At 63.4% G+C, this 24709-nt stretch carries 26 protein-coding genes; 8 read left to right on the forward strand and 18 right to left on the reverse strand.

Going from position 1 to position 24709, the window contains the following annotated elements:
• Window positions 1–7 precede the first annotated feature (7 nt).
• The 4 genes from ON00_RS01180 (at window position 8) to ON00_RS01195 (ending at window position 3669) form a co-directional block, all read left to right on the forward strand.
• Window positions 8–724 (forward strand): biotin--[acetyl-CoA-carboxylase] ligase, encoded by a 717-nt coding sequence (locus tag ON00_RS01180; RefSeq protein ID WP_086010576.1) that lies wholly within the window; start codon window positions 8–10, stop codon window positions 722–724.
• 99 nt (window positions 725–823) lie between these two features.
• Window positions 824–1606, forward strand: coding sequence for a type III pantothenate kinase (locus tag ON00_RS01185; protein WP_010402619.1), 783 nt, complete (start codon window positions 824–826; stop codon window positions 1604–1606).
• A gap of 201 nt (window positions 1607–1807) precedes the next feature.
• A complete protein-coding gene (locus ON00_RS01190; protein ID WP_211207149.1) occupies window positions 1808–3385 on the forward strand; it encodes a ribonuclease J in 1578 nt (525 codons plus the stop codon).
• Between the two features lie 5 nt (window positions 3386–3390).
• The gene (locus tag ON00_RS01195) at window positions 3391–3669 is read left to right on the forward strand and encodes a DUF1467 family protein (RefSeq protein ID WP_010402623.1); all 279 of its coding nucleotides are present in this window, start codon (window positions 3391–3393) and stop codon (window positions 3667–3669) included.
• A gap of 145 nt (window positions 3670–3814) precedes the next feature.
• On the opposite strand, the gene bfr is transcribed toward ON00_RS01195, so the two are convergent.
• From bfr to aroQ, 8 genes are all read right to left on the reverse strand, one after another.
• Window positions 3815–4300: a bacterioferritin gene (bfr, locus tag ON00_RS01200; protein WP_010402625.1), complete on the reverse strand. Its 486-nt coding sequence runs from the start codon at window positions 4298–4300 to the stop codon at window positions 3815–3817.
• 32 nt (window positions 4301–4332) lie between these two features.
• Window positions 4333–4503 carry a (2Fe-2S)-binding protein gene (locus ON00_RS01205; protein WP_010402626.1) on the reverse strand — a complete coding sequence of 57 codons (171 nt, stop codon included), beginning with the start codon at window positions 4501–4503 and terminating at the stop codon, window positions 4333–4335.
• An 83-nt stretch (window positions 4504–4586) separates the two neighbouring features.
• Window positions 4587–6827 carry a phosphoribosylformylglycinamidine synthase subunit PurL gene (purL, locus tag ON00_RS01210; protein WP_010402627.1) on the reverse strand — a complete coding sequence of 747 codons (2241 nt, stop codon included), beginning with the start codon at window positions 6825–6827 and terminating at the stop codon, window positions 4587–4589.
• 94 nt (window positions 6828–6921) lie between these two features.
• Window positions 6922–7875 (reverse strand): alpha/beta fold hydrolase, encoded by a 954-nt coding sequence (locus ON00_RS01215; protein WP_010402628.1) that lies wholly within the window; start codon window positions 7873–7875, stop codon window positions 6922–6924.
• Between the two features lie 323 nt (window positions 7876–8198).
• Window positions 8199–9965: an AIPR family protein gene (locus ON00_RS01220; RefSeq protein ID WP_010402630.1), complete on the reverse strand. Its 1767-nt coding sequence runs from the start codon at window positions 9963–9965 to the stop codon at window positions 8199–8201.
• 191 nt (window positions 9966–10156) lie between these two features.
• Window positions 10157–11509 carry an acetyl-CoA carboxylase biotin carboxylase subunit gene (gene accC / locus ON00_RS01225; RefSeq protein WP_010402632.1) on the reverse strand — a complete coding sequence of 451 codons (1353 nt, stop codon included), beginning with the start codon at window positions 11507–11509 and terminating at the stop codon, window positions 10157–10159.
• Between the two features lies 1 nt (window position 11510).
• A complete protein-coding gene (accB, locus tag ON00_RS01230) occupies window positions 11511–11990 on the reverse strand; it encodes an acetyl-CoA carboxylase biotin carboxyl carrier protein (protein WP_010402633.1) in 480 nt (159 codons plus the stop codon).
• Window positions 11991–12026: 36 nt separating this feature from the next.
• Window positions 12027–12461 (reverse strand): type II 3-dehydroquinate dehydratase, encoded by a 435-nt coding sequence (gene aroQ / locus ON00_RS01235; protein ID WP_010402634.1) that lies wholly within the window; start codon window positions 12459–12461, stop codon window positions 12027–12029.
• A gap of 167 nt (window positions 12462–12628) precedes the next feature.
• On the opposite strand from aroQ, the gene thiS reads away from it, so the two are divergent.
• Together thiS and ON00_RS01245 are read left to right on the forward strand one after the other, a co-directional pair.
• Window positions 12629–13636: a sulfur carrier protein ThiS gene (gene thiS / locus ON00_RS01240; protein WP_010402635.1), complete on the forward strand. Its 1008-nt coding sequence runs from the start codon at window positions 12629–12631 to the stop codon at window positions 13634–13636.
• A 45-nt stretch (window positions 13637–13681) separates the two neighbouring features.
• Window positions 13682–14437 (forward strand): alpha/beta hydrolase, encoded by a 756-nt coding sequence (locus tag ON00_RS01245; protein WP_245535514.1) that lies wholly within the window; start codon window positions 13682–13684, stop codon window positions 14435–14437.
• On the opposite strand, the gene ON00_RS01250 is transcribed toward ON00_RS01245, so the two are convergent.
• Window positions 14434–14931, reverse strand: a complete 498-nt coding sequence (locus ON00_RS01250) for a class I SAM-dependent methyltransferase (protein ID WP_010402639.1) — start codon at window positions 14929–14931, stop codon at window positions 14434–14436. The genes ON00_RS01245 and ON00_RS01250 overlap by 4 nt on opposite strands.
• A 160-nt stretch (window positions 14932–15091) precedes the next feature.
• Between ON00_RS01250 and ON00_RS01255 the strand changes: the two genes are divergently transcribed.
• The gene (locus tag ON00_RS01255) at window positions 15092–15262 is read left to right on the forward strand and encodes a CsbD family protein (RefSeq protein WP_029622322.1); all 171 of its coding nucleotides are present in this window, start codon (window positions 15092–15094) and stop codon (window positions 15260–15262) included.
• Between the two features lie 33 nt (window positions 15263–15295).
• On the opposite strand, the gene ON00_RS01260 is transcribed toward ON00_RS01255, so the two are convergent.
• The 4 genes from ON00_RS01260 to ON00_RS01275 form a co-directional block, all read right to left on the reverse strand.
• On the reverse strand, window positions 15296–16957 hold the full coding sequence (locus ON00_RS01260; RefSeq protein WP_010402643.1) for a thiamine pyrophosphate-binding protein: 1662 nt from the start codon (window positions 16955–16957) through the stop codon (window positions 15296–15298).
• Between the two features lie 243 nt (window positions 16958–17200).
• A complete protein-coding gene (grxD, locus tag ON00_RS01265) occupies window positions 17201–17536 on the reverse strand; it encodes a Grx4 family monothiol glutaredoxin (protein WP_010402645.1) in 336 nt (111 codons plus the stop codon).
• Window positions 17537–17540: 4 nt separating this feature from the next.
• Window positions 17541–17780 (reverse strand): BolA/IbaG family iron-sulfur metabolism protein, encoded by a 240-nt coding sequence (locus tag ON00_RS01270; RefSeq protein ID WP_010402646.1) that lies wholly within the window; start codon window positions 17778–17780, stop codon window positions 17541–17543.
• The gene (locus ON00_RS01275) at window positions 17780–18103 is read right to left on the reverse strand and encodes a DUF1476 domain-containing protein (protein ID WP_010402647.1); all 324 of its coding nucleotides are present in this window, start codon (window positions 18101–18103) and stop codon (window positions 17780–17782) included. The genes ON00_RS01270 and ON00_RS01275 overlap by 1 nt, the downstream gene beginning before the upstream one ends.
• Before the next feature lie 197 nt (window positions 18104–18300).
• Here ON00_RS01275 and ON00_RS01280 point away from each other — a divergent pair, with 197 nt between their 5' ends.
• A complete protein-coding gene (locus tag ON00_RS01280; protein WP_010402648.1) occupies window positions 18301–19746 on the forward strand; it encodes an Nramp family divalent metal transporter in 1446 nt (481 codons plus the stop codon).
• A gap of 5 nt (window positions 19747–19751) precedes the next feature.
• Here the strand turns inward: ON00_RS01280 and ON00_RS01285 are convergent, their stop codons facing one another.
• The 5 genes from ON00_RS01285 to ON00_RS01305 all read right to left on the reverse strand — a co-directional run bounded on the left by ON00_RS01285 (window position 19752) and on the right by ON00_RS01305 (window position 24611).
• A complete protein-coding gene (locus ON00_RS01285) occupies window positions 19752–20753 on the reverse strand; it encodes an NADPH:quinone oxidoreductase family protein (protein WP_010402649.1) in 1002 nt (333 codons plus the stop codon).
• Window positions 20716–21345, reverse strand: a complete 630-nt coding sequence (gene leuD, locus ON00_RS01290) for a 3-isopropylmalate dehydratase small subunit (protein ID WP_010402650.1) — start codon at window positions 21343–21345, stop codon at window positions 20716–20718. Before leuD ends, ON00_RS01285 begins: the two co-directional genes overlap by 38 nt.
• Before the next feature lie 226 nt (window positions 21346–21571).
• A complete protein-coding gene (leuC, locus tag ON00_RS01295; protein ID WP_010402651.1) occupies window positions 21572–23026 on the reverse strand; it encodes a 3-isopropylmalate dehydratase large subunit in 1455 nt (484 codons plus the stop codon).
• Window positions 23027–23127: 101 nt separating this feature from the next.
• Window positions 23128–23763, reverse strand: coding sequence for a CoA transferase subunit B (locus ON00_RS01300; RefSeq protein ID WP_010402652.1), 636 nt, complete (start codon window positions 23761–23763; stop codon window positions 23128–23130).
• The gene (locus tag ON00_RS01305) at window positions 23763–24611 is read right to left on the reverse strand and encodes an HAD family acid phosphatase (RefSeq protein WP_245535613.1); all 849 of its coding nucleotides are present in this window, start codon (window positions 24609–24611) and stop codon (window positions 23763–23765) included. The genes ON00_RS01300 and ON00_RS01305 overlap by 1 nt, the downstream gene beginning before the upstream one ends.
• Window positions 24612–24709 lie beyond the last annotated feature (98 nt).

Here is a 24709-nt window from a genome sequence, read left to right on the forward strand (position 1 = left end):
GGGTACTATCCGCACCGTCGCCGAGACGGGCTCGACCAACGCCGATATGCTGCAGCTTGCTCGCTCCGGGGTGAGCGAGGGGCTGTGGCTGCGCGCCGAGCGGCAGCTGGGCGGGCGCGGGCGGCAGGGGCGGGCGTGGGTGTCTCCGGTCGGCAATTTCTACGGGTCGACGCTGGTCCGGGTGCGCGGTAGCGATCCGGCTGCTGCCACGCTCGCGCTGGTGGCGGCGGTGGCGTTGGAAGAGGTGGTCGGGGTCTATCTCGCGCACTTCCCCGGCCTTCGCCGGGGAAGTGCGGTCATCAAATGGCCCAACGACCTCCTCCTCAATGGCGCGAAGCTGTCCGGCATCCTGCTTGAACGTGCGGGCGATGCGGTGATTGTCGGCATCGGCGTCAACCTCGCGCATCACCCCGATGATACCGATCGCCGCGCCACCAGCCTCGCCGCGCAAGGTGCGGCACCCGACCCTGCCGACTTCGCCGAGACGCTGGCCGATGCGTTTGCGCGCTGGCTGAGCATCTGGCGCGGACAGGGGCTGGTGCCGGTGCGAGCGCGCTGGCTTGAGCGAGCGCATCCGATCGGCACCGCGCTGACGGCGCGTCTGGCCGATGGCACGGCGGTGGACGGCTTGTTCGACGGGCTGGATGCGGACGGCGCGCTCATCCTGCGCTTGGCGGATGGCGCGACCCGTGCCATTCACGCCGGCGACGTGTTTTTGCTGTGATCTCCGCCTCCGTTCGTTTCGAGCGCAGTCGAGAAACCGGCACGGAACTGCATATCCCTGTGTCTCGACTTCGCTCGACACGAACGGAAGGGTGACCGAATGCTGCTCGCGATCGATGCCGGGAACACCAATGTCGTCTTCGCGCTGGTCCAGGGCCGCACGATCAAGGCGCGCTGGCGTATCGCGACCGACCCGCGCCGGACCGCCGATGAATATGCGGTGTGGCTGAGCCAGTTGCTGACGCTGGAGGGCTATGACCGGAGCGAGGTGACCGGTGTCATCATTGCCACCGTCGTGCCGCGCGCGCTCCACAACCTGCAAACGCTGGCGCGCAAATATTTCGGCGGCGAGCCGCTGATTGCGGGGGAGCCGCCGGTCGAATGGGGCATGGCGCTCGATGTCGACGAGCCGCGCAGTGTCGGGGCCGACCGCGCGGTCACCATGATCGCGGCGCATGCTCTGCACAGTGGCGACCTGATCGTGATCGATTTCGGCACCGCGACCACGCTCGACCTGGTCGATTATAGCGGGGCCTATAAAGGCGGGATCATCGCGCCGGGCATCAACCTGTCGCTCGACGCGCTCGTTACCGCAGCCGCCAAGCTGCCGCGGATTGCGATCGAGGCACCAGCGTCGAAGAGCGTGATCGGGCGCGACACCGTCAGCCAGATGCAGATCGGCATCTTCTGGGGCTATGTCGCGATGATCGAGGGGCTGGTCGCGCGGATGAAGGCCGAGGTGGGCAGGCCCGTGCGGGTGATCGCGACGGGAGGCCTCGCGATCCTGTTTGAACAGCATACCACTATGTTCGATGTGGTCGAACCCGACCTGACAATTCAGGGGCTGGCGATTCTGTGGGATCGCGCCCATATAGCATCCTAGAGTCAGCGTGCGTGCGCCTCCGCCAGAACCCTGTGGTTGTGCGGTGCCCCGCTTCCCCGATCTCTACGAAATTCCGCGCCTAACCGCGCACATTCCCCGGTTCGCGTTCGCGCGGCCATCTTTGAAAGAACAGACACCTCCGTGACGACACCAAAGAAAGAACTCCTGTTCCTGGCCCTTGGCGGGTCGGGCGAAATCGGCATGAACGTCAATCTCTACGGCTGCAACGGCAAGTGGTTGATGGTCGATTGCGGCATCACCTTTGCCGACCCGCAATATCCCGGCATCGACGTCATCCTGCCCGATCTCCAGTTCATCGAAGAACGGCTCGACGATCTGGTCGGGATCGTGCTGACGCATGGTCATGAGGACCATATCGGCGCTTTGCCCTATCTGGCCGAAGACCTTGGCGTGCCGCTGTATGCGACGGCGTTCACCGCCGGGCTGATCCGCGGCAAGCTCGAGGAAGAGGGCAATGCCAACCGGGTCAAGCTGAAGGTCATCAAGCCCGACACCAAATTCGATCTTGGACCGTTTGGCGTGACCTTCGTGCCGCTATCGCACTCGATTCCCGAGGCCAGCGCACTGCTGATCGACACGCCCTATGGCCGCGTGTTCCACACTGGCGACTGGAAGCTCGATGCTGCTCCGGTGATCGGCCATCCGACCTCGCCGGAAGCGCTCGAGGCGATCGGGAACGAAGGCATCCTCGCGCTCGTGTGCGATTCGACCAATGTGTTCAACGCCGAAGCGTCTGGTTCGGAAAGCGATGTGCTGTCGGGCCTGATGGGCGTGATCAGCCAGGCCAAAGGCCGCGTGATGGTCACCTCGTTTGCGTCGAATGCGGCGCGGCTCCACACGCTTGGCGTGGTTGCGCGCGAGACCGAGCGGCAGCTCAGCGTGCAGGGGCGCTCGCTCGATCGCATCCTGAAGGTCGCGCGCGCGACCGGCTATCTCAAGGACTTCCCGGACACGATCGATGCCGAGGCGGCGATGCGGCTGCCGCGCGACAAGGTGTTGGTGGTGGCGACCGGCGGGCAGGGCGAGGATCGCGCAGCCTTGGCGCGGGTCGCCAATGGCCAGCACCCGATTTCGCTCGATAGCGGCGATACGGTCGTCTTCTCGTCCAAGCAGATCCCCGGCAATGAAGTCGCGATCGGCCGCATCCAGAATCAGCTTGCCGCCAAGGGCGTGATCATGATCACCGATCGCCAGGCGCATGTGCATGTGTCGGGCCATCCGGGCCGCCCGGAATTGCTCCAGATGTATCGCTGGATGAAGCCGGAGCTGCTGATGCCGGTGCATGGCGAAATGCGCCATTTGATGGAGCAGGCGCGCTTCGGCTTGTCCGAGGGCGTGCCGCGTGCGTTGGTGCAGACCAATGGCGACATCGTGCGGCTCGCCCCCGGCGCGCCGACCAAGATCGGCAATGCACCGGTCGGACGCCTCGTGCTCGATGGCGATGTGATCCTGCCGGGTGACGGCCAGACGATCAACGAACGCCGCAAGCTGGCGATCAACGGGCAGATCTCGGTCGCGGTGGCCATCGGGTCGCGCGGGCTGATTGGCACGCCGCAAGTGCGCATTCAGGGCATTCCGGTCGAGGAAGACCGTGAGCCGTTCCTCGAGGAAACCGTCGATGCTGTGATCGCGGCCGCCAAGCAGAACGGACGTGATCGCGACAAATTGCGCGAAACGATCCGGCTTGCCGCGCGCAAGGTGGCGACGCGCTGGACTGGCAAGAAGCCCAATGTCGATGTGCTGCTGATCGAGGCCTGACCGACATGCGGTGGACCTCGGCGCTGGCGATTTATTTCCTGTTCTGGGCGTTCTCGGTGTTCTTCGTCTTGCCCTTTGGGGTCAAGACCAGCGACGAGGCCGGGGTCGAACGCGTCCCCGGCCAGGCCGAAAGTGCTCCGCACGAGTTCCATCCGCGCAAGGTCGCGATCCGCGTGACGATCGTCGCGACCATTTTGTGGTCGCTCTATATGTTAAATTATCATTTCGGCTGGCTGACGCCGCAGATGATCGACGTGTTCGGCGCGTGGAACGGCGTGGAGTGACACAAACCCGTTCGTTTCGAGCGTGATCGAGAAACCTGGCATAGCGATTGCTGCTGTTTCTCGACTTCGCTCGAAACGAACGGAAAAAGGACGCGATCCGGCGTAAGGCCCCTCCCAAGAGGAGGGGCTACAGCGGACCAAGGGCTCAGCCCTCGTCGTCGGCGGGCTTGCTCTGCAGTTGCACGTAATTTTCGATGCCCATGCGCGCGATCATCTCGAACTGGCGTTCGAGCGTGTCGACATGCTCTTCCTCGCTATCGAGGATGCGGCGGAACAGGTCGCGGCTGACATAGTCACGCACCTTTTCGCAATGTTCGATCGCGTCGCGCAGCAGCGGCAGCGCGTCCATTTCGAGCGCGAGGTCGGCCTTGAGCACTTCCTCGACGGTCTCGCCGATGCGGAGCCGACCGAGCATCTGGAAATTGGGCAGGCCATCGAGGAACAGGATGCGCTCCGACAGCCAGTCAGCATGCTTCATCTCATCGATCGATTCGTGGCGCTCGAAGGCGGCGAGCTTGCGCACGCCCCAATGGTCGAACAGCCGATAGTGCAGCCAATATTGGTTGATCGCGGTCAGTTCGTTCTTGAGCGCCTCATTGAGATACTCGATGACCTTAATATCGCCTTGCATGCGTTCGCCCTTTTTGCGGTTCGCAAATGACCTTAGGCGACGGCGCGCTCTTCGTCGATAATCGCGCGGGCGACGGGGACACATTGGCCGCATTTTGCCTGGCATCCCATCGCACGATAGGCTTGGCACGCGGTGCGCGACCCGTTGCGGGCGGCAGCTCGGACGTCGCGTTCACGGATGGCATTGCAGATGCAGACGACCATGGGCTCTCCCTTCGGATGCCCATGATGTATCGCTAATGCGAATGGATCGCAAGCCCTGTTGCGATCCATTCTCAGAAGGAGTGTCAGCTTTCGATGGGGGCGACGTCGCCCATCAGCGCTGGGAAAAAGCCCTCATGCGCTGCACGCAGATCGGTGAGCGGCACCACATAATCATTGTCGGGCAGTTCGAAGATCAGGCGGTTGGCGATGGTGCGGCCAATGCGTTCGATCTCGACGCCAGCAGCATCGGCGGCCGTCAGTGTCTCGAGCAGAAGATGATCCGCGATGGTGGCGACGTAAAGGCCCTGGTCTTCCCCGAACAAGGCGCAGGCAACACCGCAGGGCAGCGGCGCGTGCAGCATCGCGCCGACATTCCCGGCCAGCGCCATCTCAGCAACCGTCACCGCGATGCCGCCGTCGGATACGTCATGCACCGCAGTCAGCGCGCCATTGGCGATATGCGCGCGGACGAATTCGCTGTTGCGGCGCTCGGCCTCGAGGTCGACCGGGGGCGGGGCACCTTCTTCGCGGCCATGGACTTCGCGCAGCCACAGCGACTGACCGAGATGGCCCGAGCGCTCGCCGATCAGCACGATCACATCGCCCGTGCCCTTGAACGCGATGGTCGCGGATTTGGACCAATCGGCGAGCAGTCCGATCGCGCCGATGGCGGGGGTGGGGAGGATCGCCGAGCCGCCGCCGGTCGCCTTGCTTTCGTTGTAGAGCGAGACGTTGCCCGACACGATCGGGAAGTCGAGCGCGCGGCAGGCATCGCCCATACCATCAAGGCAGCCGACGAATTGCGCCATGATCTCCGGGCGTTGCGGGTTGGCGAAGTTGAGGCAGTTGGTGACGGCGAGCGGGGTTGCGCCCACTGCCGAGAGGTTGCGATAGCATTCCGCGATGGCTTGCTTGCCGCCTTCATACGGGTCGGCATAGCAATAACGTGGCGTGCAATCGGTGCTCATCGCCAGCCCCTTTTGCGTGCCGTGGACGCGCACGACGGCGGCGTCGCCACCGGGGCGCTGGATCGTGTCTGCACCGACCTGCGTGTCATATTGCTCGTAGATCCAGCGGCGCGAGGCGATGTCGGGCGAGCCCATCAGCTTCAGCAGATCCGCGGCGATATCGGTCGATTCGGGGATGTCGCCGAGCGGTTTCACCTTGGCCCAGGCCTGATAGTCTTCCTTCGACGCGGCGGGGCGATCGTAGAGCGGGGCTTCGTCTGCAAGCGGCGCGAGGGGGATGTCGGCGACGGTTTCGCCGTTGAATTTCAAGACCATATGGCCGGTATCGGTGACGTGGCCGATAACCGCGAAATCCAGCTCCCATTTGCGGAAGATGGCTTCGGCGAAATCCTCACGGCCGGGCTTCAGCACCATGAGCATCCGCTCCTGGCTTTCGCTCAGCATCATTTCATAGGGCGTCATGCCGGTTTCGCGCTGCGGCACGGCGTTCATGTCGAGTTCGATACCGACGCCGCCCTTGGACGCCATTTCGACCGAGGAGGAGGTGAGGCCGGCCGCGCCCATGTCCTGGATCGCGACGATCGCGTCCGAGGCCATCAGTTCGAGGCACGCCTCGATCAGCAATTTCTCGGTAAAGGGATCGCCGACCTGCACGGTCGGGCGCTTGTCGCCGGTTTCTTCGGAGAAATCGGCCGAAGCCATCGTCGCGCCGTGAATGCCGTCGCGACCGGTCTTGGAACCGACATAGACGATCGAATTGCCGATACCCGAAGCGGCGGAATAGAAGATCTTGTTGGTTTCGGCGACGCCGACCGTCATCGCGTTGACGAGGATATTGCCGTCATACGCCGGGTGGAAGTTCACTTCGCCGCCGACGGTCGGCACGCCGACACAATTGCCATATCCGCCAATACCATGGACGACGCCGGAGATGAGGTGGCGCATCTTGGGGTGGTCGGGGCGACCGAAGCGCAGCGCGTTTAGGTTGGCGATGGGGCGGGCGCCCATGGTGAAGACGTCGCGCAGGATGCCGCCGACGCCGGTCGCAGCCCCTTGATACGGCTCGATATAGGACGGGTGGTTGTGGCTCTCCATCTTGAAGATCGCGGCCTGGCCATCGCCGATATCGACCACGCCGGCATTCTCGCCGGGGCCGCAAATCACTTGCGGGCCAGTAGTCGGCAGCTTTTTCAAATGGATACGGCTGGATTTGTAGGAGCAGTGCTCAGACCACATGACCGAGAAAATGCCAAGCTCGGTCAGATTGGGCTCGCGCCCCATGGCGTGCAGGACGCGCTCATATTCTTCAGGGGAAAGCCCGTGCTGGGCGACGATCTCTGGGGTGATGTCGGTCATGCGAGAGCCTTTAGCGAGGTGCTTCGTGTCCGTCACCCTCCTCGCGTAACGGGCAAGGCCGCGCGGCCGCACTTTTCCGCGCGCGTTTGCGCCACTAGCGCGCCAGCCCTTGCACGAATCGGTCGAGATCCCGCGCGCTTTGGTCGGCATGTTCCTCCATCGGCACATGGCCAACGGCCGGATAGGCGATCAACACGCTGCCCGGAATGTGCGCGTGGAGCCATTTGGCCGAGGACACGGGGATCAAGCGATCCTGCTCGCCCCACAGGATCAGCACCGGCAGTTTGAGGCTGGCGAATTGCTGGGGTGTGCCGCTGTCGGGCGGCAAGGCGAAGCGGTCGAGCGTGGCCTGGCGGTTGCCGGGATAGCGCAGCAGCTCCCAATAGCGATCGACCATCGCGGCGTCGGCATATCGTGGATCGCCAAAGGCACCGGGCAAGCTTTCCGCGATCAAACTGCGCGGGGTGATCGCACCGGCGATATTCCGCAACACTGGCGTGCGCGCGATGCGGAAGGCGAGCGGGGCGGTTTCGCCGCCGGGGTCAGGCTGTCCGACCGAATCGACCAGCACCAGCGCGCGCAGATGGTCGGGATGCGCGAGCGCATAATGCCACGCGACGCCGCCCCCCATCGAATTGCCGACCAGCACGAGATGATCGACGCCGAGTTTAACACGGAGGCGTTCGACGACGTCGGCAAAGGCGGTGGCGCGATAGTCCCCGGTCGGGCTCGGCCCGGTCAGGCCGTGGCCGGGCAAGTCCATGCGGATGACGCGGTAGCGGCGGTCGAGGCGGGTGGCCCAGGGTTCCCAGGTGTGGAGCGAGGCATTGGAGCCGTGGATGAGCATCAGGACGGGCGCATCGCGCGGGCCGGTGTCGCGGACATGCACGGTAAGGCCGCCGCCGAGATCGACGAAGCGCGAGGGCGGCGCCCCATATTTGGCGCGCATCGCGGCGGGATCGGTATCGGGAGTGCGGAAAGCGAGGAAGGCGAGGAGGGTGGCGGCCACTATGCCCAGAACGATATAGCCTAAAACGCGCCAGCGCATTGCATCCCCCCGGTTGGCCGTCCTGTGTTCGGACTGGTTCTTGGCGGGAAGGTTGCCGGTTTTGGTGGCGCTGGCAAGCGGGTGTTCCGGGGGGGGCTCGCTGCCCGGTCTTAAAAGCGCTGCCTTTTCCGGCCGAAAGAATTTTTTTGAGCCAGCGAAGCGGACACCCGCAATTGTGAAATATGACAGGACGTCTTTGACCGGCTCTGAGAGGCACAATTCACGCCTCGTCTCAGGATCTTGATACGCTATAGAGCAGGTCCTGGCACGAGGTGGGGGAGGTAACGATAATAGCCGATCCAAACCCGATTTCGACTAAAAGATCAGTCTGCGGACCAACGATATTCGAAAGCATCCTGTGGCAAAACGGCGGCGTCGTTCAGCTTCTTTTTCATTTCGGCACCGCCTGGCATGACGTTCAGCATGTTGAAATAGTTGCGCACGGCCATGTTGATATTCGACAAGCAGCCTTTGGTTTTGATCCAGTTTTGCGGGCTGAAAACGCGATTGGGCGGCTGCGTTTCGTTCGCCGCTGCCTCTAGCGCCATATTCAACGCCGTCCCGCCAAGCCGCACTATCTCATCGACCATGCCCGCCGCCTCGGCCGCCTTCCATGCGCGCGCCGGGTGAGGAATGCGGTCTGACTGATTGCTGGAAATGGCGAAGCACATCGCGACTGCATAAAGATGATGATACGGCGCATACGCCTTCATCGCCAAGAGCGTCTCGTTCAAGCTCAGCGGATTATCCGAAACCCAGGTTCGGCGAACGGCGTTCATCCACCGGTTCAGCGCCATGACGTTTTCGGGCGGGTAATCCTTGTTTTTGAAAAGTGTCTCAAAATATTTATCGAAAATTTTGGTTTCGCCGTACGATAGGTTCGGTCTTAGCGTCTGCCATGCAATGAGAGTCTTGGCATATTCCGACAGGTCGACGACTTCGGCCTTATTGCGATCAGCCGGTGCAGCTTCGCCGCGCTTGGTGATGAAATAGCCGGTCGGGTATTTCAGCTCGAAAGCCTTTTTCAGCGCCAGAACCCGCTTGTCATTGCTGCGCAAATCGCGTGCTTTAACAGCGCTTTGTGAGTTCGTGTTGATGGAAATCTTATCAGCTCGGTCCCGCTGCGGAATTTCGTAGAATCGGAATAGGATGAAGGCATCGTCCACCTTCTTCACCGTTTCGCTGCACGACAATATGGTGTTGAGGGACTGGCAGCCGTTCACGACACTAAGCCCATGCAACGAAAGCGACTGGCTGGCGTCGTCATACGTCATCTTGTTGCACAGTGCGGTGACGCCGTTGTGGAAAAAGAAGAAATCGCTGCGTTTGTCGCCAAGGATCGAATGGCGAATGCCCTTGTTGACGGCGTTGCTGGTTCCAAGGCTTTGACGCACGTTCTTCTGAAACAGCGTGCCGTCCTTGATGCCGGGCAGCTTAATGCACTCCTTCAACGGTAGCGCCACAACGACGATCGGCGTCCCAGCGATTTCATGATACATGTGTTTCGCGCTGGACAGGTCCAGCTTGTAATTTAGGCTGGGATTGTCCGCTTCAATGGCGTATTCGTAGCGCCGTCTCAATTCGTCCGCGTCGATGACGTGAATCGTGGCGTCGAACGATTCATTCTCACTTAGCTTCGCCAGTTCCTCTTGGAATGCCGCCAAGTCGGCTTGCGCTGCTGACGTCAGTGCGCCGGTGGTTATCAATTCGAACGAAACTTCGTAATCATCTTCGAGTGCGGTAGCCAATTCGGGCAGCTTCGCCTTTAGCTTGCTGTTGGCTACGTTTTGCAGCCGCGCCAAATCTTTGATTTGAATCCACGATGACAGCACTTCGCGCAGGGGGCCGCCATCGACGCTACCGCTCCCGATGAACTTGCCTTGGATAATGCGAACGATGGATTTGTCGTCATCGACGATAATCGCATCAATCTGCTTATCGTCCGCGCCATCTGTTATGTCGGCCTTCGTCTCGTTCATGTCGCGGAAAAGGACGTTGCGCAGATACCAAGCTACAAAGCGCTGGCCATCGTTCGGGAAATTCTGCTGGAAATAGTCGCTTTCGACTTGCTCTTTGATCTTCTCAAACATCGCAGCCCCCCTCAAAGCGCACATCTTACCAACTTCATAGCCAACAGGTATGCTGGCTTGTAAAGCTGATTATGCGTTTCTTTTGGCGTAATTGACCGACGACACAGCGCATTTCGCAGCCCAGCGCCTTCAGACGCTGCGGCGTGGACCCCGGCACGAGGCCGGGGTGACGGTTGGAGGATAAAGGTCGCTCAGGACTCCTGGCGCGCCAGCCATTCTTCCAGCCACTTGATCGTATAGTTTCCGTCCTGGAAGTCGGGATCCTCGATCAAGGCCTGGTGCAGCGGGATGGTCGTCGTGGGGCCTTCGATCACGAACTCTTCGAGCGCGCGGCGCAGGCGGCGGATCGCGCCGGCACGCGTGGTGCCGTAGACGATCAATTTGGCGATCATCGAATCGTAATAAGGCGGCACGCGGTAGCCGGCATAGAGCCCGCTATCGACGCGGACGTTCATGCCGCCGGGGGCGTGATAGGCCTTCACCAGGCCGGGCGACGGCGCGAAGGTGCGCGGGTCTTCGGCATTGATGCGGCATTCGATGGCGTGGCCGCGGAACTGCACGTCTTCCTGCCGCAGCGTCAGGCCATGGCCTTCGGCGATGCGGATCTGCTCGCGCACCAGATCGAGCCCGGTGATCGCTTCTGTCACGGGATGTTCGACCTGCAGGCGCGTGTTCATTTCGATGAAATAGAACTCGCCATTTTCCCACAGGAATTCGATCGTGCCGGCACCGCGATAGCCCATATCGGCCATCGCTTTGGCGCAGATGCCGCCCATGCGCGCGCGGTCCTCTTCGCCCAGCACGGGCGAGGGGGCTTCTTCGAGCACCTTCTGGTGGCGGCGCTGGAGCGAGCAGTCGCGCTCGCCCAGGTGGATGGCGTTGCCATTGCCGTCACCGAACACCTGAAATTCGATGTGGCGCGGGTTGCCGAGATATTTTTCAAGATAGACGGTCGCATCGCCGAACGCGGCCTTCGCCTCGCTGCCGGCCTGTTGCATCAGCGTTTCGAGCTGATCCTCGGAGGTGCAGACCTTCATGCCGCGCCCGCCGCCGCCCGACGCCGCCTTGATGATGACGGGATAGCCCGCGGCCGCTGCGATTTCCTTGGCCTCGGCCAAATCGCTGATCGGCCCGGCCGAGCCCGGCACCAGCGGCAGGCCGAGCGCGCCTGCGGTGCGCTTGGCCTCGATCTTGTCGCCCATGGTGCGGATATGTTCGGGCTTGGGGCCGACGAAAATGATGTCGTGCGCCTCGACGATCTCGGCGAATTTGGCGTTTTCGCTGAGGAAACCGTAGCCCGGATGGATCGCGTCCGCGCCCGAAATTTCGGCCGCGGAAATGATGTTGGGGATGTTGAGATAGCTCTCGACCGCCGAAGGCGGCCCGATGCAGATCGCCTGATCGGCCAGACGCACATGCATCGCATCGCTGTCTGCGGTCGAATGCACCGCGACCGTCTGGATGCCCATTTCATGGCAGGCACGGTGGATGCGCAGCGCGATCTCGCCGCGATTCGCGATCAGCAGTTTCTTGATTTCGGCCATATTATTCGACGACGACCAGTGGTTGGTCGAATTCGACCGGCTGGCCGCTTTCGACGAGCACGGCCTTCACCGTGCCGGCGCTGGGGGCGAGAATGGGGTTCATCACCTTCATCGCCTCGACGATGAGCAGGGTATCGCCCGCTGCAACCGTGTCGCCAACGCTGACGAAGGCCTTAGCCTCCGGGTTGGGCGACAGATAGGCCGTGCCGACCATCGGCGACTTGACCGCGTTGAAGGTGGCCTGCGGTGCGGCGACGATCTCGGCGGGTGCGGTCATGGCCGCGACGGGCGCGCTTGCTGCGGGCGCGGGGGCATATTGCACCGCGGCGGCAACGGCGGCAGCCTTGCGCGCGATGCGGATCTTGCGACCGCCATCCTCGACTTCGATTTCGGTCAGCTGCGTGTCATCCAGCAGCTGGGCGAGCTGACGCACCAGATCGACATCGATCCGCATTGCATCGGTGTGTGTTTCTTCGGCCATACGACCCCATTATCTCCCTTATTGCGGCGCGTCCTGTCAGAGTCGTGCCGCCGCTTCAAGCGCCAGCAGATAGGAAAGTGCCCCAAAACCGCAGATCGTGCCCTTTGCCACAGGCGAGATACGGCTGATATGGCGAAAAGCTTCGCGCGCATGCGGGTTGGAGAGGTGGACTTCGATCACCGGCGTGCGGATCGCCTTGATCGCATCGTACAGCGCGATCGAGGTGTGGGTGAAGGCCCCGGCGTTGAGCAGCACGGCCTTGGCGGGCAACGCCTGGGCTTCGTGCAGCCAGTCGATCAAATGCCCTTCATGGTTGGACTGGCGCAGGTCGATGTCCAGCCCGAGGTCGCGGGCGCGATCTTCCAACTGACCGGCGATGTCGTCGAGCGTTTCATGGCCGTAAATTTCCGGCTCGCGCGTGCCGAGCAGGTTCAGGTTCGGGCCGTTGAGGACGAAGATGGTTTCGCGCATGTGAGTCTTCCGGTTGAATGACGTGAGGCAGACGCCTAGGTGATGCGCAGCCATAGCCCGTTCGCCCTGAGCTTGTCGAAGGGCTCTTCGTCCTCTCAACGGGTGGGGGCGGAGAGGGCTTCGACACGCTCAGCCCGAACGGAGGCGGGGATAGTCCCCGGTTACAGATGCCCCATACCGATGGAACCCTGACGATCCAGATCAATGGCGAGCATCGCCGTGTGCGCGCTGGGTTGAGCCTGGCCGATCTTGCCGCCGACCTTGGCTTGCTGCCGGAAAAGGTGGCGGTGGAGCGCAATCTGGAAGTGGTGCCGCGCTCGACGCTGGCGCAGGTGCAGGTGGAAGATGGCGATACGCTGGAGATCGTCCATTTCGTCGGCGGCGGCGACCATGCGCCGGTGGTCAAGGCCGATACGTGGACGGTGGCGGGCCGGACGTTCCGTTCGCGCCTGATCGTGGGCACCGGCAAATATAAGGATTTCGCGCAGAATGCGGCGGCGCTGGAAGCCTCGGGCGCGGAGATCGTTACGGTAGCGGTACGACGTGTCAACGTGTCGGATCGCAATGCGCCGATGCTGACCGATTTCATCGACCCCAAGAAAGTGACCTATCTGCCGAACACGGCGGGGTGTTTCGATGCCGAATCGGCGATTCGCACGCTGCGGCTGGCGCGCGAGGCGGGCGGCTGGGATCTGGTGAAGCTGGAAGTGCTGGGCGAGGCCAAGACGCTGTACCCGGACATGGTGGAGACGCTGCGCGCGACCGAGGTGCTGGCCAAGGAAGGCTTCCTGCCGATGGTGTACTGCGTCGATGATCCGATTGCGGCGAAGCGGCTGGAAAATGCGGGCGCGGTGGCGATCATGCCGCTGGGCGCGCCGATCGGATCGGGCCTGGGCATCCAGAACCAAGTGACGATCCGGCTGATCGTGGAAGGGGCGAGCGTGCCCGTGCTGGTCGATGCCGGGGTCGGCACCGCGTCCGATGCGGCGGCGGCGATGGAACTGGGTTGCGACGGCGTGTTGATGAACACCGCGATTGCCGAGGCCAAGGACCCGGTGCTGATGGCGGCGGCGATGAAGGCGGGCGTCGAGGCCGGGCGCATGGCCTATCTGGCGGGGCGGATGGGCAAGCGGCGCTATGCCGATCCGTCCAGTCCTTTAGCGGGGCTCATTTAACCCACGCGCTGTTATTCCGGCGACGATCGGCCTAGCCTTGCGCGCATGATGCACCGCCTTCTTCCCATCGCTATGCTCCTAACGGCGTGCAGCGCGCCGCAGGCCGACACCACCGCTTCAGCGTTCGAGGCACCAGCCCAGGCGGTGACGCTGACGGCGGCGGATGGAAAGCGCGTCTTTGGGCGGCTGTTCCGTGCCGAGCATCCCAAGGCGACGATCCTGCTGTTTCACCAAGCGGGATCAAGCAAGGACGAATATCGCACGATCGCGCCGCGGCTGGTGGCCGCAGGCTATAGCGCGTTGGCGATCGATCAGCGCGCCGGTGGCACGCTGTACGGCCCGAACGAGACCAGCGCGCAATATCCGCATCCCGCAACCTATCTGGAGGCGGTTCCCGATCTGCAAGCCGCGATTGACTGGGCGACGCAGCAGCACGCCCCGGTGATCCTGTGGGGGAGCAGCTATTCGGCTGCGCTGGTCTTTGTGGTGGGGGCGAGCAATCGCCAAAAAATAACCGCGATTTTGTCGTTTTCGCCGGGCGAATATTTCGACGACAAGCAGCTTATAAAGCGCGCGGCGGCGCAGCTATCGGTCCCTGCCTATATTACCGCCGCCCCCAGTGATGAGGAAACCGCCGCCGCCAAGAGCATTGCCGATGCGATGCCATCCCGCCTGGTGACGCGCTATATCCCCAAGCAGGGCGTGCACGGCTCTTCGACGTTGATCCGCGCCAAAGACCCAAAGGGCGCGGAAGACAATTGGTTGCCTGTGCTCGCTTTTCTGCGGAAAGTGGCCCCTTAAGGCTTGCGCGCGAGCCAGACGCCCGCGCCGCCGCAACTGGCATCTTCGGCGACATACGCCATTTCGACCATGCCGCCAGCTTGGATCGCCGCGCTGTAATTGGCCGCCTCCAAGTCGGCGCGATAGGGCGTTCCACTGCGATAGTCGTCACGCGTCGGGTCGCGGTCGGGCGGCGCGTTGAACAAGAGCCGCCCGCCGCGTTTCAGCCAGTCGGCGGCGCGGCGCGCCATCAGCGCCTGGTCGGCGTGGGTAAACCAGGTCAGCGAGTTCCAGGCGATCACGCCGTCAAACTGCCCGTCGAGCGTGACGGTGCGCATATCGGCCTTGACCCAGCGCTCGCGCGGAAACCGCGTTTGCGCCAAGTTGATCATCGATTGCGCGTGATCGACCCCAACGACCGCGTGGCCGCGCGCGATCAGAAAGCGCCCGATCGGCTCGCCTGCGCCACAACCAAGATCGAGGATCCTGCCACCGCGCGGCAGCGGCTCGATCATGCGTTCGATCCAGTCGCGCGCCTCGAACGCGCCAGGGCGGATGGGTTTAGCCAAGGTATTTGGGAACCTGTTCGATTTTAAGCTGTTTTACAATCAGAAGCCGCTGATGTCGTCCAACCGACATCGCCCCTTCTTGGCGCAAGACGGAAAGGAAGCTCTCATGGGCGAACTCATCGACAAGATCAAAGGCAACGTCAACGAAGCCATTGGCAAGGCCAAGCAGCACAGCGACAATCCTGATACGCAGGCCGAAGGCGCTGCACAGGAGCTGAAGGGCAAGGCCCAGCAGACCGCAGGCAAGATCAAGGGCGCGCTCGGCGACGATATCTGAGCCAGCCTGACGTGGTGAAAGGAGGCCGCTTCGCTACCGCGAGGCGGCCTTTTTCATGGCGGTCAGCGTGGTGCCTGCGGTGATGGTCTCCACATCGGTTTTGAGGTGGAGCAGGCGCACGCCGGTCTGGCCCATCGCGCGAGCGAGGGCGGGGGCAAACTCTGCCGTCGTATCGACCGTTTCCGCCCAGCAGCCATAAGCGCGTCCGAGCGCCGCAAAGTCCGGATTGGCGAGCGTGGTGCCGCTCACGCGACCGGGAAATTCGCGTTCCTGATGCATCCGGATCGTACCGTAAGCACCATTGTCGATGACGAGGACGAGCATGTTTGCGCCGTGCGCCACCGCCGTCGCGAGTTCCTGCCCGTTCATCAGGAAGCACCCGTCGCCCGCGAGCGCCACGACGGTACGATCCGGATGGCGCAAAGCGGCGGCGGTGGCGGCGGGGACGCCATAGCCCATTGCGCCGGCGGTGGGGGCGAGTTGGCTGTTCCGCTCGTAGCGCCAGTAGCGGTGCCACCAGCCGCTGTAATTGCCAGCGCCGTTGCAGATGATGCTGTCCGCCGGGAGCTGCTCGCGCATTTCTGCGACGCAGGGGCCGAGATCGAGTTTTACGCCCTCACGCGAGGCGGGGGTGGACCAGGCGAGATAGTCGGCATGGGCGGCGGCACCGCTGTCAAACGGCGGATGGTCGATCGCGAGCACTGCATCGGCAAAGGAGGTCATGTCGGCGCAGATTGCGAGATCGGCGCGATAGGTCTGGTTAAGTTCGGCGGGATCGGGGTGGACGTGGATCAGCGTCTGGCCGGGATGATCAGAGGTGATCAGCGTATAGCCATCGGTGGTGGCTTCGCCCAAGCGGGGGCCGATGACGAGCAGCAGATCGGCCTGCTTGATGCGCTCGACCAAGCGCGGATTGGGGCCGTAGCCGAGATTGCCCGCCCAGACCGGGGAGGTGTTGGCGATCGCATCCTGACGGCGGAAAGCGGCGGCGACCGGGAGGCCCGTGCGCTCCGCCCAAAGCGTGAAATCGCGCGTGGCGGCGGTGGTCCAGCCCGCACCGCCGATGATGGCAAGGGGACGCTCCGCAGCCGACAGGGCACCCGCGAGCGCGGCGATTTGGAGCGAATCTGCAGCTTGCACCACGCGATCGATGCGGGGCCGGTCTACGGCCACCACTTCATCGAGCAGCATGTCCTCGGGCAGCGCCAGCACCACCGGCCCTGGCCGCCCGCTCATCGCGACATTCCAGGCGCGCGCGACATATTCGGGGATGCGGCGGGCGTCGTCGATCTTGGCGGCCCATTTGGCGATGGGACCAAACATCGCGGGAAAGTCGATTTCCTGAAAGGCCTCGCGGTCCTTGGTGGCGCGGTCGACATCGCCGATAAACAGCACCATCGGCTGCGAATCCTGCATCGCGACATGGACGCCGATCGAGGCATTGGTGGCACCCGGCCCGCGCGTGACGAAGGCGACGCCGGGCTGCCCGGTCAGCGCGCCATCGGCACAGGCCATGAAGCCGACTCCGCCCTCTTGCCGGCACACCACCAGATCGATCTCGGGCGTGTCGTGCAGCGCGTCGAGCACGGCAAGGAAACTCTCGCCCGGGACGGTGAAGATGCGGTCGCAGCCTTGCGCGACAAGCTGGTCGACCAGGATACGGCCGCCGGTGCGGGGGGTGGTGGAGCTGTGCATCGCCGGTTTTTAGCGAGGCGTTGGCGCTTTGGGTAGGCCGGGATCGCGGACGGCGCGGTTTTCAGCAGTGTCGGATTTCTTTACGGTCGGTGCTGTCACCGGCGACCGATTAACTATAGATCGTATTGGAAATCAGCGCTTTGCGGCAATTGGCACGCAGGCTGCATAACAATGAGCACGCCGAGCGGTAATCGCTTCAGCAGGGCGGGCCAGCGCTTCAGCGCGGCCCGCCCGACCCGGCCATCAACCCGCTTTCACGACACCTTGCTCTTCAAGCAACGTCGCAAGCTCGCCGCTTTCATACATTTCCATCATGATGTCGGAACCGCCGATGAACTCGCCCTTCACGTAAAGCTGGGGAATCGTCGGCCAATCCGAAAATTGCTTGATGCCCTGGCGCACGCCCTGGTCCTGCAGTACGTCGACGCTGTCGAACTCTGCGCCGAGATGGTTGAGAATCGCCACCGCACGGCTGGAAAAACCGCATTGCGGGAAGAGTGGGCTGCCCTTCATGAACAGCAGGACGTCACTTTTGCCGACGAGTTCGGCGATACGGATCTGGTCTGGGTCAGTGCTCATTATCTTACTCCTGTACAGGCACGGCGGTCGTAAGCTGGAGGGCGTGGAGCACGCCGCCCATGCGATCACCGAGTGCGGCATAGACCGCGCGTTGTTGTTTCAGCCGCGGCAACCCGCGAAAACTCTCGGCGGTGACACGCGCCGCCCAATGATCGCCATCACCCGCCAGATCGGTCATTTCGACGCGCGCGTCGGGAATGCCCGCGACGATCAGCGCCTCGATTTCGTCGGCCGCCATCGGCATTATTCGGACCCCATCAACTGACGGCGTGCTTCGATCGTCTTTTCCTCGATCGTGCGCCGGATCGCCGCTTCGTCGATTGCGACATTGGCAGCGGTCAGATCGCTGACGAGCTTGCGGATCACATCCTCGTCGCCAGCTTCCTCGAAATCCGCCTGGACCACGGCGGTTGCATAAGCGTCGGATTCTTCCTTAGTCAGCCCCATCTGTGTCGCGGCCCATTGGCCCAGCAGACGGTTGCGGCGGGCCACGATCCGGAAAGCGACTTCTTCATCGCGGGCATATTTGGTCTCGAAGGCGCGCTCGCGATCGTCGAAAGTGGTCATGTGGATGGTCCCTTGGGCCTGTCGAATAACCCGACCGAGATAAGCGTGAGCCGGGCCGTGCGCAACGCCTGCAATAAGCGGGCGCGCAAAAGGTGCCGTTTGCGCTGCTTTCGCGCGCTTGGCGGTGGCCCAATCGCCGTAGCGCGGTATAAACGCCGCCGACCGTATGTGCTTCAATCGGGAATTGCAAAACCCCAATGCCGCTTTTCCCCGACCGACCTTCCCCCAAAATTGTCCTTCGGCCGCCCGGCGCACAGGATTTTATCCCATCGCTGCCGGAGGCGCACCGCACGGTGAAGGTGTGGGAAACCGGTGATGCGAGTCAGCCGCGCTGGCGGCAATGGCTGGGTTTCGCCGGGCCGGGCTTCATGGTCTCGGTCGGCTATATGGACCCCGGCAATTGGGGCACCGATCTCGCGGGCGGCAGCCAGTTCGGCTATGCGCTGTTGTGGGTGATCCTCGCCTCAAACCTGATGGCGATCTTCCTGCAAGTGCTGTGCGCGCGGCTCGGCATCGTGACCGGGCGCGACCTCGCGCAATCGTGCCGCGATTATTATCCCAGGCCGGTGGTGATCGGCCTGTGGCTGTTGTGCGAAATCGCCATCATTGCGTGTGATCTGGCGGAGGTGGTTGGGTCGGCCGTGGCGCTGAACCTGTTGCTCGGATTGCCGCTGTTATGGGGCGTGCTGGTCACAGGGCTCGATGTGTTGCTGCTGTTGCTGCTGATCAATTTGGGGTTCCGCAAGATCGAGGCGGTGGTGATCGCGCTCGTCTCCACGATCGCTGCGTGCTTCGCCTATACGATCTATCTCGCCAAACCCGACTGGGGCGCGGCCGCCCTTGGCGCGATTACGCCGTCCATCCCCAATCAAGCGGCCTTGATTGTTGCGCTGGGGATCCTTGGGGCGACGGTTATGCCGCATAATTTGTATCTGCATTCGGCGATCGTGCAGACCCGTGCCTTTGGCAAGGGGGGGCGGGACATCAAAGCTGCGCTGGCGTTCAACACGGTCGACACGGTGCTCGCGCTGGGGGCCGCATTCTTCGTCAATGCCGCGATTCTGGTGCTCGCGGCGGCGGTGTTCTGGCGCAGCGGCGTAGTGGTGACCGAATTGCAGGACGCCCACCAATTGCTGCGTCCGGCGCTGGGCGGAGCAGCCGCGACGGCGTTTGCGCTGGCGTTGCTGGCGTCCGGACAGTCGAGCACCATTACGGGAACGCTTGCCGGGCAAATCGTGATGGAGGGGTTCCTGCGCATCCGGGTGCGGCCGTGGCTGCGCCGCCTGGTGACGCGCTCGCTCGCGATCATCCCCGCGCTGATCGTGATTTCGGCGACCGGCGGCAAAGACACGGTCGAATTGCTGGTCGTCAGCCAGGTCGTGCTGTCGATGCAATTGCCCTTCGCGATCTTTCCGCTGATGCTGGCGACGAGCGACCGCGCGCGGATGGGGGAATACGCCAATCCTGGCTGGGTGAAGGTGATGGGTTATACGATCTGTACGGGGGTCGCCGTGCTGAACGTGTATCTGCTCTGGCAGACGATTGGGCCGGTGTGGGTTGCGGCGATGGCGACAGCGTTGATCGGATTTGCGGGATATGTCCGCTTCCTGAGCCCTTCCCCGGCACCGGCCGAGGAAGGGTAGGGGGCCTATTCCGAGACCGACACGACGAGTTTACCGATGGCCCCGCGCGCGGCCATCTTGGCGATGGCCTTGCCGCCATCTTCGAACGCGAAGGTCTCCGTTACGCGTGGCGCGATCTGGCCGTCTCTCCACAACAAAAACAGCCGCTCGATATGCGCGCGGTTCGCCTCCGGGTCGCGCGCCGCGAACGCGCCCCAGAACACGCCGCACACGTCGCAGCTTTTGAGCAAGGTGAGGTTGAGCGGCAATTTGGGGATGCCGGCGGGGAAGCCGACGACGAGATAGCGCCCCTCCCAGCCGATGGAACGCAGCGCGGGTTCGGCATAATCGCCGCCGACCGGATCGTAGATCACGTCATAGCCACCCTTGCCGCCTGCCGCCTTGAATTGCTCGGCCAGGGCCTTGGACTGGTCCTTGTCGAATGGGGCGCGGGCGTAGACGATCGTGTCGTCCGCACCGGCTTGTCGGGCGGCCTCTGCCTTTTCCTCGGACGACACTGCCGCGACGACGCGTGCGCCAAAGGCTTTGCCGAGTTCCACTGCGGCCAGCCCGACGCCGCCCGCCGCGCCCAGCACGAGCAAGGTCTGCCCCTCGGCAAGGTGTCCGCGGTCGAGCAGGGCATGGATCGTAGTGCCATATGTCAGCAATAGCGACGCGCCTTCAGCGAAGCTGCGGCCTTCGGGCAAGCGGTACAGGCTGGCGACGGGAAGGGCGATCTTTTCGACCAGCCCGCCCGACCCGGTCATCGCGATCACGCGGTCGCCGGGCTTCCACTCGGTCACGCCAGCGCCGACGCTGTCGATCACTCCGGCGATTTCGCTGCCCGGCGCGAACGGGCGCGGCGGCTTGAACTGATATTTGTCCTCGATGATCAGCACATCGGGATAGTTGATCGAGCACGCCTTGACCGCGACCACCACCTGGCCCGGCCCTGCCACCGGATCGGGCAGGTCATCGATGACTAGTGTTTCAGGTCCGCCCGCTGCCTTCGACAACAATGCCCGCATGTGCCCGCTCTCCGCTTATCCACGGCCGGTGTTCTGCTACCCCGGCTTCGTATTTCGAAATCTGGGTATCTCTTGCCAGTGTCAGACCGACTTCGTCCAGCCCTTCCATCAGGCATTGGCGTCGGAAGGCGTCGAGCTCGAACGGAAAACGATCCTGATAGGGGGTGGTAACGGTCATCGTTTCAAGATCGACGGTGATCGGCTGGTCCTGCGCGACCACGAGCAGCCGGTCGATCGCATCTTGCGGCAGCACGACGGCGACGATCCCGTTCTTGAAGGCGTTTCCGGAAAAAATGTCGGAGAAGCTGGGCGCGATCACGGCGATGATGCCCATGTCGGCAAGCGCCCAGGCGGCATGTTCGCGGCTGGAGCCACAGCCGAAATTGTCGCCCGCGATCAGGATCTGGGCACCGGCATAGCGCGGATCGTCGAAGACATTGCCCGCTTGCGCGCGCACCGTTTCAAACGCGCCCTTGCCAAGGCCCTCTCGCGTAACGGTCTTCAGCCAATGCGCGGGGATAATGACGTCGGTATCGACATTCTTCTGCCCCCACGGATAGGCCGTGCCGGACACGCGCGTTACCGCCTGCATCACTGCGCTCCCGCTGGGCGATAGCCGCCGGAGCCCATGCGAAACATCGTCATCATGGAATATTGTCCCTAGATTTCCAGCCCGACCGACACGGCAGGCGGGCATGCGACACCAGCCGCGCGTTATTTTCCGGCGGATATACCGATCGCGCTGGTCTTGGCGGTGGCGGCATAAGCGGCGAGACCGCTCAACACGGTGCCCATGATGAGCACAACCAGAACACGCTTCATACTCGATCCCCTTCCGCGGGATGTGTTACCAGATCTCGCACGTCACACAGTCTGCCGGTCACCGCCGCAGCCGCTGCCATCGCCGGTGACACCAGATGCGTCCGCGCGCCTGGACCCTGCCGTCCTACGAAATTACGATTCGAAGTGGAAGCGCAGCGTAACCCTGGCGGTACTTTATCCGGGTTCATCGCGAGACACATCGAACAGCCGGGCTCGCGCCATTCGAAACCGGCGGCGAGAAAGATGCGGTCGAGCCCCTCGGCTTCGGCCTGACGCTTGACCAGCCCGGATCCCGGCACGATCAGCGCGTGCACGCCATCGGAGACGCGGCGTCCGTTGGCGACCGCTGCGGCGGCGCGCAAATCCTCGATCCGGCTGTTGGTGCAACTGCCGATGAAGACATAATCGACGCCGATATCCTGCATCGCCGTGCCGGGGGTGAGGCCCATATAGGCGAGCGACTTATGCGCGGCATCGCGCTTGGCGGGATCGGCGAAGCTTTCCGGATCGGGGACGACGCCAGTAATCGCGACGACGTCCTCGGGCGAGGTGCCCCAGGTCAATTGCGGCGCGATGTCGGTGGCATCGAGCGTGACGACGCGGTCATAGACCGCACCGGGGTCGCTCGGCAGCGTCTGCCAATAAGCGACGGCCGCATCCCAAGCGGCTCCGCGCGGTGCCATCGGGCGGCCCTTGAGATAGGCGAAGGTGGTCGCGTCGGGCGCGATCAACCCTGATCGGGCACCGCCCTCGATCGACATGTTCGACACGGTCAGCCGCCCCTCGATCGACATCTCGCGAATGATCGATCCGGTATATTCAAGCACATAGCCCGTGCCCCCGGCGGCACCGATCTTGCCGATGATCGCCAGCGTCACATCCTTGGGGCTGATCCCGAAGCCGAGCGCGCCATCGACCCGCACCTCCATCGTCTTGGACTGCCCAAGCAGCAAGGTCTGCGTGGCGAGCACATGCTCGACCTCGCTGGTGCCGATGCCGAAGGCGAGCGCCCCGAGCGCGCCATGCGCCGAGGTATGGCTATCGCCACAGACCAAAGTCGTGCCGGGCAGGGTGAAGCCTTGCTCCGGGCCGACGACGTGGACGATGCCCTGTTCGGGGGCGAGCGCGTCGATATAGTCGATGCCGAAATCGCGGGTGTTGGTCTGCAGCGCGTCAAGCTGCGCCGCACTTTCGGGATCGGCGATCGGCAGCGGAGCCCCGGCGGCGTCGCGCCGCGCGGTCGTCGGCAGATTGTGATCGGGCACGGCCAGCGTCAGATCGGGGCGTCGCACCGCGCGCCCATTGGCGCGAAGGCCCGAAAAGGCTTGCGGACTGGTGACCTCATGGACGAGGTGGCGATCGATATAGATCAGGCAAGTGCCATCGTCGCGGCGTTCCACGACGTGATCGGCCCAGATCTTTTCATACAGGGTGAGGGGACGGCTAGCCATTGGGGGTCTTTAACCGAAAGATGCGCCAGTTCAAGGTGCAGGCGACAGAATGTTACACGGACCAAGCCGTTCGCGCGGACAAACGGCGAGCTTGGACGTCGTCAGCGGATATAGTGGGCCGTGGTTTTGGCGGCGATGTCTTCAATCGTCACACCGGGGGCCGTCTCGATCAGCTTAAACGGCGATTGATGGTCGGGGCGCTGGAATACCGCCAGATCGGTGATGATCATGTCGACCACGTTCTTGCCGGTCAGCGGCAAGGTGCAGGCCGGGATGAACTTGGGGTCGCCATTCTTGGAGGTGTGCTCCATCACCACGATGATCTTCTTGACGCCCGCGACGAGATCCATCGCGCCGCCCATGCCCTTGATCATCTTGCCGGGGATCATCCAATTGGCGATGTCGCCATTTTCGGCGACTTCCATCGCGCCGAGCACGGTCAAATCGATATGGCCGCCACGGATCATCGCGAAGCTGTCGGACGAGCTGAAATAGGCGCTTTGCGGCAATTCGCTGATCGTCTGCTTCCCGGCGTTGATCAGATCGGCATCTTCCTCGCCTGCGAGCGGGAAGGGGCCGATGCCGAGCATGCCGTTTTCGGACTGGAGCGTGACCTCGACCCCCGCCGGAATATGGTTGGCGACCAGCGTCGGGATGCCGATGCCGAGATTGACGTAGAAGCCGTCCTGCAGCTCGCGCGCCGCACGGGCCGCCATTTCATCGCGAGTCCAGGCCATTATTTGTCTCCTGCGGCCGGGGTCCAGCGTTTGTCCGCTGGGAAAACATCATCGAGCCCGCCCTTGAGCGCGGTGCCGTAAACGGGGTTGGGCAGGACGAACCAGAAGCGGCCCCACATGCCGCGGATGGCGGGGGAGGACACGGCGGCACGGCGCTGCTGCGGGGTGCCGGTGAACAGATCGGAGAAATCGCCGAGCTGATCGCCACCCATTGCCACGACGCAATAGCGCGCGGCGATTGCCTGGCGGCGCGAGTCCTTGCCCGAGCCGCTGCCGAGATCACCCTTCAGCCACAAGGTCTCGCCGTGTTTCGCGGGGCCAAGCCCGGCATGATCGAGCGCGGCTTCGGTGAAGGCGGCGTTGGCGGCACTGCGGTTGGTGTTGAACACCACGGTTACGCCCATCGTGCGGAGCTCGTTGACCGCGGCGATGGCGCCGGGCACGGCCGCGACCCGGTCGACCCCGGCTTGCTCCCATTGCAGCCAGTGCGCCTCGTCATAGGGGGCACCCGGATGCGTCGCATCGTCATATTCGAAGCCGAGGTTGAGCAGCAGCGTCTCGTCCACGTCGAACACCACCGCGCGGGGGCGGTCTCCGCAGGGAAGCGTTTCGGGCTGGTCGAGCGTTGCATCGGGGGTGAGCACCGCCGAGGTGCGGTCGCTCATCGCCTTGGGATCGGCCTTTTCGCTCGCCAAGCGGCGGCGCACGGCATCGACCAGTGTGTTATACGCCTGATGATCGAGCGCGGCGGCTTCGCCCGAGCCGTAGAGGAATTGCATGCCGGGCGCGACCTCGGCGTCCGCAACCATAGGATAGCCGGTGTAGGAACGGTGCGTGACGAGGGACACGACGTTACCCGTGGAGGTGCATCCCTGCAGCGCCAGCGCTCCCGCGCAGGCAGGAGCCCAGAGCCACAGGCGCAGCGTCCGCAAAACTCCCCTCCCGC

The organism is Sphingomonas echinoides ATCC 14820, from assembly GCF_000241465.1.
GTDB classification, from domain to species: domain Bacteria; phylum Pseudomonadota; class Alphaproteobacteria; order Sphingomonadales; family Sphingomonadaceae; genus Sphingomonas; species Sphingomonas echinoides.

Coding starts and splice junctions, on each gene's coding strand:
- ON00_RS01185 (WP_010402619.1), top strand. CDS start 824: ATGCTGCTCGCGATCGATGCCGGGAACACCAATGTCGTCTTCGCGCTG.
- ON00_RS01190 (WP_211207149.1), top strand. CDS start 1,808: ATGAACGTCAATCTCTACGGCTGCAACGGCAAGTGGTTGATGGTCGAT.
- ON00_RS01195 (WP_010402623.1), top strand. CDS start 3,391: ATGCGGTGGACCTCGGCGCTGGCGATTTATTTCCTGTTCTGGGCGTTC.
- bfr (WP_010402625.1), bottom strand. CDS start 4,300: ATGCAAGGCGATATTAAGGTCATCGAGTATCTCAATGAGGCGCTCAAG.
- ON00_RS01205 (WP_010402626.1), bottom strand. CDS start 4,503: ATGGTCGTCTGCATCTGCAATGCCATCCGTGAACGCGACGTCCGAGCT.
- purL (WP_010402627.1), bottom strand. CDS start 6,827: ATGACCGACATCACCCCAGAGATCGTCGCCCAGCACGGGCTTTCCCCT.
- ON00_RS01215 (WP_010402628.1), bottom strand. CDS start 7,875: ATGCGCTGGCGCGTTTTAGGCTATATCGTTCTGGGCATAGTGGCCGCC.
- ON00_RS01220 (WP_010402630.1), bottom strand. CDS start 9,965: ATGTTTGAGAAGATCAAAGAGCAAGTCGAAAGCGACTATTTCCAGCAG.
- accC (WP_010402632.1), bottom strand. CDS start 11,509: ATGGCCGAAATCAAGAAACTGCTGATCGCGAATCGCGGCGAGATCGCG.
- accB (WP_010402633.1), bottom strand. CDS start 11,990: ATGGCCGAAGAAACACACACCGATGCAATGCGGATCGATGTCGATCTG.
- aroQ (WP_010402634.1), bottom strand. CDS start 12,461: ATGCGCGAAACCATCTTCGTCCTCAACGGCCCGAACCTGAACCTGCTC.
- thiS (WP_010402635.1), top strand. CDS start 12,629: ATGCCCCATACCGATGGAACCCTGACGATCCAGATCAATGGCGAGCAT.
- ON00_RS01245 (WP_245535514.1), top strand. CDS start 13,682: ATGATGCACCGCCTTCTTCCCATCGCTATGCTCCTAACGGCGTGCAGC.
- ON00_RS01250 (WP_010402639.1), bottom strand. CDS start 14,931: ATGATCGAGCCGCTGCCGCGCGGTGGCAGGATCCTCGATCTTGGTTGT.
- ON00_RS01255 (WP_029622322.1), top strand. CDS start 15,092: ATGGGCGAACTCATCGACAAGATCAAAGGCAACGTCAACGAAGCCATT.
- ON00_RS01260 (WP_010402643.1), bottom strand. CDS start 16,957: ATGCACAGCTCCACCACCCCCCGCACCGGCGGCCGTATCCTGGTCGAC.
- grxD (WP_010402645.1), bottom strand. CDS start 17,536: ATGAGCACTGACCCAGACCAGATCCGTATCGCCGAACTCGTCGGCAAA.
- ON00_RS01270 (WP_010402646.1), bottom strand. CDS start 17,780: ATGCCGATGGCGGCCGACGAAATCGAGGCGCTGATCGTCGCGGGCATT.
- ON00_RS01275 (WP_010402647.1), bottom strand. CDS start 18,103: ATGACCACTTTCGACGATCGCGAGCGCGCCTTCGAGACCAAATATGCC.
- ON00_RS01280 (WP_010402648.1), top strand. CDS start 18,301: ATGCCGCTTTTCCCCGACCGACCTTCCCCCAAAATTGTCCTTCGGCCG.
- ON00_RS01285 (WP_010402649.1), bottom strand. CDS start 20,753: ATGCGGGCATTGTTGTCGAAGGCAGCGGGCGGACCTGAAACACTAGTC.
- leuD (WP_010402650.1), bottom strand. CDS start 21,345: ATGCAGGCGGTAACGCGCGTGTCCGGCACGGCCTATCCGTGGGGGCAG.
- leuC (WP_010402651.1), bottom strand. CDS start 23,026: ATGGCTAGCCGTCCCCTCACCCTGTATGAAAAGATCTGGGCCGATCAC.
- ON00_RS01300 (WP_010402652.1), bottom strand. CDS start 23,763: ATGGCCTGGACTCGCGATGAAATGGCGGCCCGTGCGGCGCGCGAGCTG.